At 62.3% G+C, this 15,471-nt stretch carries 14 protein-coding genes; 10 read left to right on the top strand and 4 right to left on the bottom strand.

Annotated elements, in window-relative coordinates; all coding sequences use genetic code 11:
- Window positions 1–414: 414 nt before the first annotated feature.
- The 4 genes from IVA81_RS32080 (at window position 415) to IVA81_RS32065 (ending at window position 3,942) form a co-directional block, all read left to right on the top strand.
- A complete protein-coding gene (locus IVA81_RS32080; protein ID WP_247325469.1) occupies window positions 415–648 on the top strand; it encodes a hypothetical protein in 234 nt (77 codons plus the stop codon).
- Between the two features lie 381 nt (window positions 649–1,029).
- Window positions 1,030–2,028: a TRAP transporter substrate-binding protein gene (locus IVA81_RS32075; RefSeq protein ID WP_247325468.1), complete on the top strand. Its 999-nt coding sequence runs from the start codon at window positions 1,030–1,032 to the stop codon at window positions 2,026–2,028.
- Window positions 2,029–2,110: 82 nt separating this feature from the next.
- Window positions 2,111–2,626 carry a TRAP transporter small permease gene (locus IVA81_RS32070; RefSeq protein WP_247325467.1) on the top strand — a complete coding sequence of 172 codons (516 nt, stop codon included), beginning with the start codon at window positions 2,111–2,113 and terminating at the stop codon, window positions 2,624–2,626.
- On the top strand, window positions 2,623–3,942 hold the full coding sequence (locus IVA81_RS32065) for a TRAP transporter large permease (protein WP_247325466.1): 1,320 nt from the start codon (window positions 2,623–2,625) through the stop codon (window positions 3,940–3,942). The genes IVA81_RS32070 and IVA81_RS32065 overlap by 4 nt, the downstream gene beginning before the upstream one ends.
- A 51-nt stretch (window positions 3,943–3,993) precedes the next feature.
- Here the strand turns inward: IVA81_RS32065 and IVA81_RS32060 are convergent, their stop codons facing one another.
- Complete coding sequence (locus IVA81_RS32060; protein ID WP_247325465.1) at window positions 3,994–5,268, bottom strand: serine hydrolase domain-containing protein; 1,275 nt, start codon at window positions 5,266–5,268, stop codon at window positions 3,994–3,996.
- 161 nt (window positions 5,269–5,429) lie between these two features.
- Here IVA81_RS32060 and IVA81_RS32055 point away from each other — a divergent pair, with 161 nt between their 5' ends.
- On the top strand, window positions 5,430–6,347 hold the full coding sequence (locus IVA81_RS32055; protein WP_247325464.1) for an intradiol ring-cleavage dioxygenase: 918 nt from the start codon (window positions 5,430–5,432) through the stop codon (window positions 6,345–6,347).
- Window positions 6,348–6,682: 335 nt separating this feature from the next.
- Entirely contained in the window at window positions 6,683–6,832 is a 150-nt protein-coding gene (locus tag IVA81_RS32050; RefSeq protein WP_247325463.1) for a hypothetical protein, read from the top strand.
- A gap of 520 nt (window positions 6,833–7,352) precedes the next feature.
- Here IVA81_RS32050 and IVA81_RS32045 read toward each other — a convergent pair.
- From IVA81_RS32045 to IVA81_RS32035, 3 genes are all read right to left on the bottom strand, one after another.
- Window positions 7,353–9,089, bottom strand: a complete 1,737-nt coding sequence (locus IVA81_RS32045; protein ID WP_247326056.1) for a bifunctional protein-serine/threonine kinase/phosphatase — start codon at window positions 9,087–9,089, stop codon at window positions 7,353–7,355.
- A gap of 60 nt (window positions 9,090–9,149) precedes the next feature.
- Complete coding sequence (locus IVA81_RS32040; RefSeq protein WP_247325461.1) at window positions 9,150–9,989, bottom strand: formate/nitrite transporter family protein; 840 nt, start codon at window positions 9,987–9,989, stop codon at window positions 9,150–9,152.
- Window positions 9,990–10,288: 299 nt separating this feature from the next.
- Window positions 10,289–10,501 (bottom strand): hypothetical protein, encoded by a 213-nt coding sequence (locus IVA81_RS32035; RefSeq protein WP_247325459.1) that lies wholly within the window; start codon window positions 10,499–10,501, stop codon window positions 10,289–10,291.
- A 160-nt stretch (window positions 10,502–10,661) separates the two neighbouring features.
- On the opposite strand from IVA81_RS32035, the gene IVA81_RS32030 reads away from it, so the two are divergent.
- The 4 genes from IVA81_RS32030 (at window position 10,662) to IVA81_RS32015 (ending at window position 15,456) form a co-directional block, all read left to right on the top strand.
- Complete coding sequence (locus IVA81_RS32030) at window positions 10,662–11,981, top strand: CmpA/NrtA family ABC transporter substrate-binding protein (RefSeq protein WP_247325457.1); 1,320 nt, start codon at window positions 10,662–10,664, stop codon at window positions 11,979–11,981.
- Between the two features lie 60 nt (window positions 11,982–12,041).
- A complete protein-coding gene (gene ntrB / locus IVA81_RS32025) occupies window positions 12,042–12,932 on the top strand; it encodes a nitrate ABC transporter permease (protein ID WP_247325456.1) in 891 nt (296 codons plus the stop codon).
- 13 nt (window positions 12,933–12,945) lie between these two features.
- Entirely contained in the window at window positions 12,946–13,740 is a 795-nt protein-coding gene (locus IVA81_RS32020) for an ABC transporter ATP-binding protein (protein WP_247325451.1), read from the top strand.
- Between the two features lie 336 nt (window positions 13,741–14,076).
- Complete coding sequence (locus IVA81_RS32015) at window positions 14,077–15,456, top strand: MFS transporter (RefSeq protein ID WP_247325450.1); 1,380 nt, start codon at window positions 14,077–14,079, stop codon at window positions 15,454–15,456.
- Window positions 15,457–15,471: the final 15 nt, after the last annotated feature.

Below are 15,471 nucleotides of genomic sequence, written 5' to 3'. Positions count from 1 at the left end.
GCTTTGACAAACGCAGGCGTCCCGGTTCCGGCGCAGCGGCGCCGGATTATGATTTTGGGAAGACCATACGGGCGGGACTTGCGTGGCGCCACGATTTTCGCATCCGCAAGCCGCCGAGAGCTGCGATTTTGCAGCGCAGTCCGGGATGCCCGCGCATCAGCTCAGGCTCATTGCGGTCAAAAGTAGACACATGATGTAGGCAGCCGCCAGGCTGAGCTGCAAACCCGGGCCTCTCGATGCGATGTCATGCGGCCGGCGAGGGCGACCAGCTTTGCACTGGCCACCCACGCCTCGATCAATCGATTTCCTCAACCAGCGCACGTGCACAGCGTTCCCTGGCACAGGAACAAATTACCATTTTTTCCCGTTTACAGATCGACCGGGCCGGAAGCCCGGCGATTGGAGGAGGAGAAAATGAAGCTGAGAATAGCGACCGCAGCGCTGATGCTTGCTGCATTGTCCCTGCCGGCGTTCGCGGCCGACGAGTTCTATGTCGTCCAAGACCTCAAGACCAAGAAGTGCACCGTCGTCGACAAGAAGCCGACGGAGACGTCCATGACCGTGGTCAGCCCGTCGGGCACGATCTACAAGTCGCGGACCGAGGCCGAAAGCGGCATGAAGACCGTCAAGGTCTGCACGTCGAATTGAGGAGGATGACAAATGCCAGTCTTTATTTTGTGGGCCGTGCCGGCCGTTCTGGTGATCGGCGGCGGCATTTATCTGATTGGCCATATGCACTAGGCCTGCATCAGCAGGCGAACGGACCTGTGCGCGCAGCGCACAGGTCCGGTAAGTCTTCGGACCTCGCAAGTTTTCGGATTTTTGAGAGCGCGGACCGCGCGCCGGCCCGAGCGCGAGTTGCAGTGCAACAGGTCGTGCAGGGGAGCCCTGCGACGAAGGAGTACCTCCAGCGCAGTCGAAATGACTTCCGTCCCGGCGAGGTTTTTCATACGCTTCCTCCAGCAAGCCGCATACCGGCTGCGCTCACGCCCCGGCGACAGGGGCGGAGCATCAAAGGGAGGGGAGACGATGAAGCGAAGGTCATTTCTCGCTGGTATCGGCGCGACCACTGCGGCGGCGACGATTGGCATGCCGTCGATCCTCAGGGCGCAAGCGCCGATCACCCTGAACGGAGCCGTGCAGTTCAACGACGACCACGCCTTCAACCGGGCGCTGCTCCGGTTCGAGGAGCTGGTGAAGAAGTATTACGGCAAGCCCGTCAATTTTACCCTGCACAGAAACTCCTCGCTCGGCCTCGAGAAGCAATATTTCGAGTACATGTCGCAGGGCAAGGCGGTCGATTACGGCATCGTCTCGCCGGCCCACATGTCGACCTTCGCCAAGGCTGCCCCGTTCATCGATGCGCCCTTCGTCTTCAAGGGCATCGAGCACATGAACAAGGTCGTCGAAGCCAATATCCTGGCGCCGATCGCCGATGAAGTCGCGGCGAAAGCCGAGGTGGTTCTGATCGGTTATTCCGGCGGCGGCATCCGCAACATCTTCGCCAACAAGCCGCTCAAGAATCTCGCCGATCTCAAGGGGCTCAAGGTTCGCGTGCAGGGCGCGCCGATCTGGTCGAAGACCTTTGCGGCCGTCGGCATGAGCCCGACGGTGATCGCCTATAACGAAATCTACAACGCGATCCAGAACGGCGTGATATCGGCCGGCGAAAACGAGGCGGCCGGCGTCGAGGCGATGAAGTTCTATGAAGTGGCTCCGCACCTCAACCTGACCCAGCACGCCGTGTCGATCCGGCCGATCTGCTTCTCGGTGAAGACGCTGAAGACGTTGCCGAAGGATTTGCAGGACGCGATCATGAAGGCCGGCAAGGAGGCCGGCGACTATGGCCGTCAGCTCGAGTCGAGCGAAGAGGTCGTCAAGCTCGACACGCTCGAGAAAGCCGGCAAGCTCAAGCGCGTCCCCTTCGAGGAGCGGGACGCCATGAAGAAGCTCGCCGACCCCGTGATGGCCACCTACGCCAAGGAAATCGGTGCGGAAGGCATTTTCGAGAAGATCAACGTCGTCTGAGGTCGCTCTGTCCGCCGACAGCATTCCGGGCAGGCCCCGCTTCCTGCCCGGACATGGCGGATGACTGCCGCACGGAGTCCCAATGTCTGAAATGCCCGTCCCGTCCACACCATCGCTGTGGCGTCGCGTCACGGCGGCCTATGCGAAACTCCTGGAATTTCTGCTGGCCGCCTGTGTCGGCATTCTGGTCATTCCGGTCACGCTGCAAATCGTCTCCCGCTACACGCCCCTCATTCCGTCCTACATCTGGACGGAGGAGATGGCGCGATTCATGTTCGTCTGGACGATCATGATCGGGGCCATGGTCGGCGTGCGCGAGGCGCAGCATTTCGAGGTCGACGTGTGGCCGGACCTGTCGCGGCGGTCGGAGGCTGCGGTGCGGATCCTGGCGCGGACCGGCGTATTGGCGCTGGCGCTGGTGTTCGTGTCGGCCGGCCTGGAGTTCACCCGCTTTGCCTGGAATAGAACGTCGGAGCTGGCCGATCTGCCGCTTTGGCTGATTCACGTCGCCTGGCCTGTGACCGGCGTGACGTGGATCGTCTTTGCGGGTGAACAGATCATCGATGAAATGCGCATTCTGGTTGGGGCAGAGCGATGAGCGGCAATGTACTCTCTGCCGGACAGGCCGCGATGGTGCTGTTCGGGGTCTTCGTCGGCCTGCTCGTTGTGCGGGTGCCGGTCGCTTTCGCGCTCGGCCTTGCCTGCGTGCCGATCCTGCTGATCGAGCCTCATCTCTCGATGATGATGCTCGCGCAGGAAACCTTCAACGCCTACAATTCATTCATCCTGCTCGCGGTGCCGTTCTTCCTGCTGACGGCCAACCTGATGAGCATTGGCGGCATCACCGATCGCCTGGTGGCGCTGTCGCGCTCGATGGTCGGGCACTGGCCGGGATCGTTGGCGCAGATCAATGTCGTGTTGTCGGTGTTCTTTGCCGGCATCTCGGGCTCCTCCACCGCTGATGCGGCGAGCCAGTCCAAGATCTTCATCGATGCGCAGACCAAGGAGGGCTACGATCTCTCGTTCTCGATTGCCATCACGGCGGTGTCGGCGGTTCTGGCAGTCATCATCCCGCCGTCGATCCTCATGATCGTGTGGGGCGGGCTGATCTCGACCTCGATTGCGGCGATGTATCTGGCCGGCATCGTGCCGGGCCTGCTGATCGCAGGCGCGCAGATGGCGACGGTGCACGTCTATGCCGTGCGCCGCGGCTACCCGACCTATCCGAAGACAAGCTGGGTCGAGATGCGATGTGCCATTTGGAAGTCAATTCCGGCGCTGATGACGCCCTTCATCATCGTTGGCGGCATTCTGCTCGGCTGGTTCACCGCAACCGAGTCAGCCTGCGTCGCGGTGCTGTATTCGGTCGCGCTCTCGGCATTCTTCTATCGAGAGACGGGCATCCGGGAATTGTACAAGGCCTTGCTCGACACCGGGCGCCTTGCCGGCGTGGCGCTGTTCTGCGTCGGCACCGCAAGTGCCTTCGGCTGGCTGCTCGCCTATTACAAGATCCCGGAAGAGCTGCTGGCCAACGTCTCGACATGGGGCATGGGCACCGTTGCGGCCGGCTTCTTCATCGCCTTCTGCTTTCTGGTCGTGGGCTGCTTTCTCGACGCCATCCCGGCGATTGTCATCGTCGGCACCGTGCTGGAGCCGCTCGCCAGGTCCGTCGATCTCCATCCGGTCCAGTTCGCGATCATTTCCATCGTATCGCTGGCGTTCGGACTGGTGACGCCGCCCTATGGATTATGTCTGATGATCGCCTGTTCGATCGCAGGCGTGCGGCTGCGCTATGCTCTGAAGGACACGGTGATCATGCTGATCCCGATGCTGCTCGTGCTCGCGGCCGTCATCGTCTGGCCAAGCGTGTCGCTGTTCCTGCCGCGTCTGATCGTGCCGGAAATGCTCAAATAAGCAACTGACAGTGGATCCCGCAGCCGACGGCTGCGGGATCCAGCCAATTTGTTACAGGTTGCTCTCGGTGATCGCAGCGTAGACCATGCTGCGCAGCTCGCGGCGGAGCGGGTAGGCGCTCGACGGCAGCACCTGCGTCATGAAGATGGCGATCAGCTCCTCGGCCGGATCGATCCAGAACGAGGTCGTTGCCGCGCCGCCCCAATTGTATTCGCCGGGGCTGCCCGCGATCAGCGTTTCGGCCGGGCGCATCGTCACGGCAAAGCCGAGGCCGAAGCCGATGCCGTTGTAGGTTGCTTCCGAGAACAGCGAACGCGATACCTCGGGCAGGGCGCGTCCGCCCGGAATGTGGTTGCTGGTCATCAGCGCCAGCGTCTTCGGCCCGATCAGCCTGACACCGCCGAGCTCGCCGCCGTTGAGCAGCGCGCGGCAGAAGGTGAGATAGTCCGCGACCGTCGAGCAGAGGCCGCCGCCGCCCGAGATGAAGGAGGGCGGAGACAGGAAGGAGCTCGTTGTCGGGTCGTCCTGAAGCGTCAGGCCCTCGCGTCGCTGGCCGGCATGGAAGGTCATGCCGCCGCCGGGATCGGCGGAATAGCAGGCCGCGAACCGATGCGCTTTCGAGGCCGGCACGTGGAAGTCGGTGTCGGTCATCCCGAGCGGATCGAGGATGCGTGACTTAAGGAACTGCTCGAAGGGCATGCCGGAGATCTTGCCGATGAGATAGCCGAGCACGTCGGTTGCGACCGAGTAGTTCCAGGCCTCGCCCGGCGAGAACTCCAGCGGGATCTTGGCAAGCGCTTCGATCATGGTTTGTAGCGTGCCTGATTTCTCGACCTCGCCGACCTTCTCGGTACGATAGGCGGCATCGACATTGGAGCGCTGCTGGAAGCCGTAGGTGAGGCCGGAGGTGTGGCGCAGGAGATCGACGATCAGCATCGGCCGGGACGGCGGCCGCGTCAGGAACGCCGGCGCTGTTCCGGCGACGAACACGCCGAGATCCTTCCATTCCGGAATGTATTTGGCGACGGGCTCGTCGATGGCGACGAGGCCCTGCTCGACCAGCATCATGAAGGCGACGCTGGTGAGCGGCTTGGTCATGGAATAGATGCGGTAAATCGTGTCGTCCTTGACCGGCAGCTTGCGCTCGACATCGGCAAGGCCCTGAACCGAGCTGTGCGCGACCTTGCCGCGCCGGTAGACCAGAAGATGCGCGCCCGGGAAGCGGCCGGCATCGATGTAGCGGCTCTTCAGATGCGCATCGACGCGGTCGAGTGCGGCCTTGGACATGCCGACGGATTCGGGCGAGGCGGGGGTAGGGGCAAGCATCAGTTCCTCCGGGCAGTTTCGTCGGTCCGTTGATAGCCAAATGACGGCCCCATTCCAAGCCGCTCGCGCTTAACGCAGGGGGGCCGGCTGGTGTAGGCTGCCCCCTGGAACGCCGCCAAGGAGCCCCCGGGGCGAACGAGAAAAACACAGGGCAAGCCATCATGACCCAGTTCAACGAGACTGATCTCACCGAAGCCGTCGTCGGGAGCTTCGACAACACGCCCAATCCGCGCGCGAAATTCCTGCTCCAGGAATTGGTGAAGTCGCTGCACGATTACGTGAGCAAGACCGGCCTCACCTTCGAGGAATGGGACTACGCCATCGATTTCCTGACCCGCACCGGGCAGAAATGCACCGACACCCGCCAGGAGTTCATTCTTTTGTCCGACGTGCTCGGCGTCTCCATGCTGGTCGATGCCGTCAACCATCGCGATCGCGACGGCGCCACCCAGACCACCGTGCTCGGCCCATTCTATGTCGGCGAGCACAAGGTAACGGCGCACGGCACCGACATCTCGCCGAACAATCAAACCGGCGAGCGGATGTTCGTGCAGAGCCGTGTCACCGATCTCAAGGGCAAGCCGCTCGCTGGCGTGCCTGTCGACGTCTGGCATGCCGATGACGACGGCTTCTACGATTCCCAGAAGCCTAACTATGACGAGGTCGGCGCCTCGGCGCGAGCGCGCTTCGTCACCGATAGCGACGGCCGCTTCTTCTTCCGTACCATCTTGCCGTGCAGCTATCCGATCCCGACCGATGGTCCCGTCGGAGAGATGATCATGCAGACCAAGCGTCACCCGATGCGCCCCGCGCATGTGCATTTCCTGGTCAATGCCAAGGGCTATGAGCCGCTGATCACCCACGTCTTCATGGACGGTGACAAATACCTGGATTCCGACGTGGTGTTCGGGGTCAAGGACGACCTCGTCGCCAGGGTCGAGCCGCGCAACGATCCGGCAATGCCCGACGGCGCCAAGGCGAGCGGGAAGTGGCACCTGATGACTTACGAATTCCACCTCAAGCCCGGCGGCGGCATGGCGCCGAAACCGCTGGGGGTGAAGGCCGAGGAGCCGGCCTGACGGCCTTCACTAAAGCGCGATGAGATGAGGAGAATCGTCATAGCGCTTTAGGTTATTGAAGCATGATCTTTCCGGAAAAATCGCTACCCACTTTTCCGGTTCATGCTCTAGCCCAAGCCTACCTAAGTATGGTCGCCTGATACCTGCGCGCGATGGCGTCGACCCAGTGCCTGATGCTACCGATACATCCAGAGTGAAAGCAGCGGAACCGGCCCAGCGAGCCGGCAGTTGCGGGTCAAGGCCGGCGGCGTAGCGCCCGCCGGCGCTTCTCCCGATCTAGCGGCGCTTCCCGCTCAACTGATGCTTAGTGCCATGGTTGGTGCAGAGAGAACGCCATGAGAAACATCGCCGATCTCCTGACGCGGTTCTGGCAGGGACGCCAACCCGCCTCCAATGCCCAGGTTGTGGTTATGGCTGAAAACCGAGATCGATCCAGCATGGCTGATTTTGTCCGGATACTGCAGGCCTACGATCAAGCCCAGTAGGGCACGAGTGAGAGGCGATCGCGCCAGTCAGTGATACAGACGTCCGAGCAGACGAAGCCAAGGCCTGAGATCGCACCGCTCGACAGGCCCCTCAGCGAGAGGGAACTTGAAGTCTCGGAATTCGGCCTGTGCGACGTACGAAGCGTTGCACGATCACCGATCCTGGTTGGGGACCCATTCCTCAGCGGTTGAGTCCCAATGATGGGTGTCGTCGAAGTGTTTCCAGAGCGGTCGCGGTGGCTTGCTTTCACCGTTCTGTCGGTTTGCATTCGGTGCGCGGAGTTGACCGACAAGCGCCCCAGCCATCATCACCCATTCGCGAGGGCTATATCGGGAGTTCCATTTGATTGCCGCGAGCATTGGATGCCTCCTTCAAAGCAAGAAGCCTCCGCGATATTAGCCTGGGCCAGGAGCACCGGGGTGTAAACTACTTCACAGTCAGTTAAAATCTTCGACATCGCCCCGGGCGATCACTGCGCCGCGCTTGGCGCCGGAAGGCTGACGCTTCCGCCCTTAGGCCCTAACGCGCATGCAGCAGCGCCAGCAGCACGACGACGGCACAGGCGAGCGCCGCCGAGGTCAGCTTCCAGAACATCAGGGGGCTGCGCTCCAGGAGCGGGGTGATCCGCGTGTCGAGATAGACCGGATTGGGCGTGCGAAGCTCGAAGACGAATTCGGAGATATCTTCGTGCCGCTTGTAGGGATCGGGATGCAGCGCGCGCCTGAGCGCGCCGTCGACCCAGGCCGGCACGTTGCGATCGTCGTCGGCCGGGCGATATTTGAGCCTTCGCACGTCCGCCTTGCGTCGGATCCTGGCTACCTGGGTGCCGTAGGGAAGCTTTCCGGTCAGCATCTGGTAGCAGATCACCGCCAGCGAAAACATGTCGGAGCGCGGCGTGCCGCCCTGCCCAAGAAAATACTCCGGCGCCGTATACTGGACGGTGCCCAGGATTTCGTCGGCCTCGTCCGGCGGTGCCGCCTCCGCGACGCCGGCCACCCTGACCGATCCGAAGTCGATGATCTTCGCGGTGCCGGTCTTGTCGATCAGGATGTTGTCGGGCCTGAGGTCCTGATGCAGCATCTCCATACGGTGGAAGGCGCGCAGGCCGGCGGCGATCTGCTCGATGAGGCCACGGACGGTTTCGAGATCGGGGCGTGGATTGTCGGTCATCCACTGCTTCAAGGTCTGGCCTTCGACGAATTCGGTCGCAACGTAGAGGTAGCTGCGCCGCTTTGAGTGTGACAGCGGCTTCAGCACGTGCGGGCTGTCGATCCGGCGCGCGATCCACTCCTCCATGAGGAAACGCTTGAGATAGGCGGCGTTGTCGCGCAGGTCGATCGACGGCAGCTTGAGCGCGACGGGCTCCTCGGTCTCCACGTCGATCGCGAGATAGATATGACTGCGACTGCTGCCGTGGATTTCCCTGACGATCCGGTAGCCATCGAAGACCGCCCGCGGCTCCGGCAGCGATGGCAGCGGCAATTGTGACGTCTGACTGAAAATGCCGGCCGGCTCGCGTTGAGGCACCGCGTCGATCCGCAGGATCTGGACGGTGATGTTGTCGTCGCTGCCGCGCCTGTAGGCTTCTTCGACGATGGCCTTGGCCGCTCCGTCGAGCTCCCCTGCATGTTCGTTTAGCGCGCTCGTGACGAAGCGCGCGTCGACGAATTCGTAGGCACCGTCGGTCGCCAGCAGGAAAATGTCGCCAGCCTCGACCTCGAAGGCCTGATAGTCGATCTCGAGCTGCGGATTGATGCCGAGCGCGCGGCCGAGATAGGTCTGCTCCGAGGACACGATGATGCGGTGATCGTCGGTCAGCTGCTCGAGCGCCTTGCCGGCGACGCGGTAGATGCGGCAATCGCCGACATGGAAGATGTACGCGGTGGTTGCCTTGATGACCATGGCGCTGAGGGTGCAGACATAGCCCTTGTCGCGGTCATAGGCGTATTGGCTTTTGCGCGTCTGCGCGTGCAGCCAGGAATTGGTCGCATCCAGCACACGGCGCGCGGACGTCTTCACCGTCCAGGATTCCGACGTGCAATAATAGTCCATCAGGAAGCTTTTGACCGCCGACTCGCTGGCGATCTGGCTTACCGTGCTAGAGGAGATGCCGTCGGCGAGGACGGCCGAGATGCCTTTCAGGCTGAGCAGCGGCTCTTCCGGAATCAGGACGCCGTGAAAGTCCTGGTTGACGGGCTTGCGACCCTTGTCCGAGTGCTGGCCAACCGAGATCAGGAGTCCGCGGGACATCGTCATCACCAGGGGAAGGGAGCCTCACCCTGCTTGGGCGAGGCTCCCTTGTCGAGACGTATTCGATCAGGCCGCGACGCGGGGCTTCGCAGCCTTGTCAGCCTGGCGCTTCGGCAGCGTCATGACATGCGTGGTGTAGAGGGTCATGCCGGTGAAGGCGAGGCCGCCGACGAGGTTGCCGAGCACGGTCGGGATCTCGTTCCAGATCAGGTAGTCCAGGATCGAGAACTTTGCGCCGAGCAGCAAGCCGGACGGAAACAGGAACATGTTCACGACGGAATGCTCGAACACCATGTAGAAGAATACCAGGATCGGCATCCACATGGCGATGACCTTACCGGAGACCGAGGTCGAGATCATGGCGCCGACGACACCGGTCGAGACCATCCAGTTGCAGAGCATGCCGCGCAGGAACAGCGTCGCCATGCCGGCCGCACCATGCGCGGCATAGCCGAGCGTCCGGCTTTCGCCGATGATTCCGATGGCGGTACCGACCTTGTCCGGCGGCTGCGAGAAGCCGAAGGTCGTGACGAAGGCCATCATGAAGGCGACAGTGAACGCGCCGGCGAAATTACCGATGAAGACGAGGCCCCAATTGCGCAACACACCGCCGATCGTGACGCCCGGGCGCTTGTCGATCAGGGCAAGCGGCGAGAGCACGAACACGCCGGTCAGGAGATCGAAGCCCAGCAGGTACAGCATGACGAAGCCGACCGGAAACAGCAGCGCGCCGATCAGCGGCTGGCCGGTGTTGACGTTGATCGTGACGGCGAACCATGCCGCGAGCGTGAGGATGGCGCCGGCCATGTAGGCGCGGATGATGGTATCCCGGGTGGACATGAAGATCTTGGACTCGCCCGCATCCACCATCTTGGTGACGAATTCCGAAGGCGCGAGATACGACATCAATGGTTCCTTTGCTTCGTAAGTGAGATCGACACACCCTCAGGGAGAGCGCGGCTGAACATCTTGGGCCGTGCGGGCCGGCCTGCCGCGCACGAGGGCTATTGAAAGTTTGGAAGCCTTGGGAATCGCGTCACGAGGACTGAGCCGGAGAGGGCCGCGAAGCAGTTGAGCTTCCGAATGCAGCCGCCAGAGGCTGCAACGATGCGGCAAGCCGCAGTCTTCGTTGACGTCCACGGAGAAGCAAGTTGCGTGCCGCGTCGAAAAAATAGAAAAATATAGTAATATCAACGGCATGGATCTTAGTGCGATCTGCCGGGGCAGCGCTGGTCGGCTTCTTGCTTGATCTCGTGCACAAGATTTGTGCGCCGCACAAGGATTGAGCAGACCGCAAGTTTCACATGCGCGGCCGACATGCGGCGGCCTGCCGCAATGCCGATAACACATTGATTATTATTTGCTTTTTTGGTCGTCGGGCTTGGCATGAAGCTTGAATAGTTCCACGCCGACGCCATTGAAGCCGTCCCGCGAGACTTCTCATCCGACTTGCCGACGCCACCAGACGGGGGTTTTCCCCGTCGTGCGTTCGCATGCGCCAAAGACGGCGCCGCCGGACGGACGGGCTGCTCGTGTGCACTGACGCCATCAATTCTGCAACGATGCAAAGGACGACACATGACCAAGCGCACCCGCCGGCCCTCGGACAACGGGCTCAGCCGCCGCCAATTGTTGAAGGCCGCAGGCTCGACCGCCGCACTTCTCGCCGCCGCTAAACTAAATTTTCCCGCCGGCGCCTTCGCGCAGGACGCAGGCCCCGAAGTCAAGGGCGCCAAGCTCGGCTTCATCGCGCTGAGCGATGCCGGCCCGCTCTTCGTCGCCAAGGACAAGGGCCTGTTCGCCAAATACGGCATGCCTGATGTCGACGTGCAGAAGCAGGCCTCCTGGGGCACCACGCGCGACAATCTCGTGCTTGGCTCCGAGGGCAACGGCATCGACGGCGCGCATATCCTCACCCCCATGCCGTATCTGATCTCCGCCGGCAGGGTGACGCAGAATAACCAGCCGACGCCGATGTACATCCTGGCGCGGCTCAATCTCGATGCGCAGTGCATCTCGGTCGCCAAGGAATACGCCGACCTCAAGATCGGCGCCGATGCGGCGCCGCTCAAGGTGGCCTTCGACAAGAAGAAGGCCGAGGGCAAGTCGGTGAAGGTGGCAATGACCTTCCCGGGCGGCACCCATGATCTCTGGGTTCGCTATTGGCTCGCCGCCGGCGGCATCGATCCCGACAAGGACGTCGAGACCATCACCGTGCCGCCGCCGCAGATGGTGGCCAACATGAAGGTCGGCACCATGGACGCCTTCTGCGTCGGCGAACCGTGGCCTGGCCAGCTCGTCCATCAGGGCATCGGCTACACCGCCGTCAACACCGGCGAGATCTGGAGCAAGCATCCGGAAAAATCGCTCGGCATGCGCGCAGCCTGGGTCGACAAGAACCCGAAGGCTGCGAAAGCGATCCTGATGGCGGTGATGGAGGCGCAGCAATGGGCCGACAAGATGGAGAACAAGGAGGAACTCGCCACCATCATGGCCAAGCGGCAGTGGATCAACTGCCCGGTCGAGGACATCGCCGATCGCGCCAAGGGCAAGTTCGACTACGGCATTCCGGGCAAGGTGGTCGAGAACTCGCCGCACATCATGAAGTACTGGCGCGACCATGCCTCCTATCCATTCCAGAGCCACGATCTCTGGTTCATGACGGAGGACATCCGCTGGGGCAAATACGAAGCCGGCTTCGATAGCAAGGCGCTGATCGCCAAGGTCAATCGCGAGGACATGTGGCGCGATGCGGCCAAGACGCTCGGTGTCGCGGCCTCGGACATTCCAACCTCCACCTCGCGCGGCAAGGAGACCCTCTTCGACGGCAAGGTATTCGATCCGGAAAATCCGGCTGCCTATCTGAAGTCGCTCGCGATCAAGCGCGTCGAAGTCTGATGGAGCCAGCGGCCGCCTTTAGGCGGCCGCATCGCCTTTTGCAGCCGGAGAAATATTGCGATGAATATGTCTGCCGCCAAGATCGAGACTGTGACGCCTGCCGCCACCATCGCGCCGGTCGTTGCGATGACGCCAAAGCGTCCCCCGCGCACGGATGCCTACGCACGCATGGCAAGGGAGACCGCCGTGCGCGTGATCCCGCCGCTGGTCGTGATCGCGCTGCTCACGCTGGTCTGGGAGCTGATCTGCCGCCGAGCCGGCTCGGCACTGCCGCCGCCGTCAAAAGTGTTCAGGGATACCAAGGAGCTGATCCTCGATCCGTTCTTCGACCATGGCGGCATCGACAAGGGTCTGTTCTGGCATCTCTCTGCCAGTCTGCAGCGCGTCGCCTTCGGCTATTCGCTCTCGGCGATCGCCGGCATCGCGCTCGGCGTGCTGGTCGGACAGTCGGTCTGGGCGATGCGCGGGCTCGATCCGCTGTTCCAGGTGCTGCGCACCATCCCGCCGCTGGCCTGGTTGCCGCTGTCGCTCGCGGCCTTCCGTGACGGCCAGCCCTCGGCGATCTTCGTCATCTTCATCACCTCGATCTGGCCGATCATCATCAACACCGCCGTCGGCATCCGCAACATCCCGCAGGACTATCGCAACGTCGCCGCGGTGGTGCAGCTCAACCCGCTCGAATTCTTCGCCAAGATCATGATCCCGGCGGCCGCGCCTTACATCTTCACGGGCCTGCGCATCGGCATCGGGCTGTCATGGCTCGCCATCATCGCGGCTGAAATGCTGATCGGCGGCGTCGGCATCGGCTTCTTCATCTGGGACGCCTGGAACTCCTCGCATATCAGCGAGATCATCCTCGCGCTGTTCTATGTCGGCATCGTCGGCTTCGTGCTGGACCGCCTGATCGCGGGTCTCGGCAAATTCGTCACCCGCGGCACCGCGCAGAATTGAAGGAGAGGGGCACATGACCGCCTATCTGAAACTCGACCATATCGACAAGATCTTCACCCGCGGCGCCGCCACCACCGAGGTGCTCAAGGAGATCAACCTGACGATCGAGAAGGGCGAATACGTCTCGATCATCGGCCATTCCGGTTGCGGCAAGTCGACCCTGCTCAACATCATCGCAGGCCTGACCAACGCCACCACCGGCGGCGTGCTGCTGGAAAACCGCGAGGTCAACTCGCCCGGGCCCGACCGCGCCGTGGTGTTCCAGAACCACAGCTTGTTGCCTTGGCTGACCGTCTACGAGAACGTCAGGCTCGGCGTCGACAAGGTCTTCGCCAAGACCAAGTCCCGCGCCGAGCGCGACGCCTGGGTGATGCATAATCTCAACCTCGTGCAGATGGCCCATGCCAGGGACAAGCGGCCCTCGGAGATCTCCGGCGGCATGAAGCAGCGTGTCGGCATCGCGCGGGCGCTGGCCATGGAGCCGAAGGTGCTGCTGCTCGACGAGCCGTTCGGCGCGCTCGACGCGCTGACCCGCGCGCATCTGCAGGACTCGGTGATGGCGCTGCATCAGAAGCTCGGCAACACCATTTTGATGATCACCCACGACGTCGACGAGGCCGTGCTGTTGTCCGACCGCATCGTGATGATGACGAACGGGCCGAGCGCGCGCATCGGCGAGGTGCTGGAGGTGCCGCTGGCGCGTCCGCGCAAGCGGCTCGATCTCGCGACCAACGCCACCTACTTGAAGTGCCGGCAGCGCGTGCTCGAATTCCTCTACGAGCGTCATCGCTTCGTCGAGGCCGCGTAAACCGAATGTTAACGCGAGACATGCACGCGCCTAATTAATCGACATCCCGCTCAATCCTTGTGCGCCGCACAAGGATTGAGCGAATCGCAAATTTAGCGAGCGGAAAAGCCCTGCAACAAATTCGGGCAATGCGAATAACGTCCTGAAATCTCTGTATTTCCAGCGTGCGCGCAATTGGCACGGAAATTGAAATGTCTTTGCGCGACGCCAACGACGACGTCCCTCAACACCATCAATCAGCATCGTGAACTCGCCACCGGGGTGAAGCCTCGGAGCGCGCCTCCATGTGAGGCAGAGCCTGCAACGACGCAGCGGTGAGCCTAGAAGGGATACTCAATGACGAAGAATCCTACTTGGATTTCAGACTGGCGCCCCGAAGATGAGGCGTTCTGGAATGCGACTGGCAAGACCGTCGCGCGACGCAATCTGATCTGGTCGATCGTGGCCGAGCATATCGGCTTCTCGGTCTGGCTGATCTGGAGCATCGTCACCACCAAGCTGCCGCAGGCGGGCTTCCACTACACCACCGACCAGCTGTTCCAGCTCGTCGCGGTGCCGGGCCTGATCGGCGCATTGATGCGCTTTCCCTATACATTCGCAGTGACGACGTTCGGCGGCCGCAACTGGACCATCTTCAGTGCGGCGATCCTGTTCATTCCGACGCTGTCGCTTGCCTATTTCGTGAGCCAGCCCGACACGCCGTTCTGGCTGATGCTGCTGATCGCCTCGACCGCGGGTCTCGGCGGCGGCAACTTCGCCTCCAGCATGACCAACATCTCCTTCTTCTTCCCCGACCGGATGAAGGGATGGGCGCTCGGCCTCAACGCGGCCGGTGGCAATATCGGGGTCTCCAGCGTGCAGCTGCTGACCCCGATCCTGATGACGCTCGCCGTCTTCAACCTGTTCCAGGCAACGCCGGTCGACGGCATCTTCCTCCAGAACGCCGGCCTGATGTGGGTGCTGCCGATCGCGATCGCCGTGTTCGGTGCCGTGTTCTTCATGAACAACCTCACCACAGCGAAATCGTCGGTGAAGAACCAGCTTGCCATCGTCAAGCGCAAGCACACCTGGATCATGGCGTATCTCTATATCGGCACGTTCGGATCCTTCATCGGCTACTCCGCCGCGTTCCCGCTGCTGATCAAGACGCAGTTCCCGCAAGTCACGATCGCGATCGCGTTCCTGGGGCCGCTGGTCGGCTCGCTGTCGCGTCCGCTCGGCGGCTGGCTTGCCGACAGGATCGGCGGCTCGATCATCACGTTCTGGAATTTCATCGTGATGGCGGGCGCCACGGTCGGCGTGCTCTACTTCGTCGGGCAGAAGGATTTCATCGGCTTCCTGTCGATGTTCCTGATCCTGTTCGTGACGACGGGCATCGGCAACGGCTCGACCTATCGCATGATCCCCTCGATCTTCCGCGAGGAGAACCTGTTCAAGGTGCGCGGCAAGGGCGATGCGGCGCGCGCGGTGGCGCTCAAGACGGCGAGCATCGAGAGCGGTGCAGCGGTCGGCTTCATCGGCGCCATCGGCGCCGTCGGTGGCTATCTGATCCCGACCGGTTTCGGCAAGTCGATCGCCATGACCGGCGGGCCGCAGCTCGCGCTCGTGGTCTATCTCGCCTTCTACGCCACCTGCCTCGCTCTGACCTGGTGGTTCTACCTGCGTCGCAGCCCGCAGGGCGAAGGCGCAGGAAGCCTTGCCGAAGCAAGGATCTAGAACTTGGTACGAATC

The organism is Bradyrhizobium sp. 141, assembly GCF_023074055.1.
In the GTDB taxonomy this organism is placed as follows: domain Bacteria; phylum Pseudomonadota; class Alphaproteobacteria; order Rhizobiales; family Xanthobacteraceae; genus Bradyrhizobium.
Note: the sequence above shows the minus strand (reverse complement) of the source record. Positions and strands in the feature narration are given on the sequence as shown.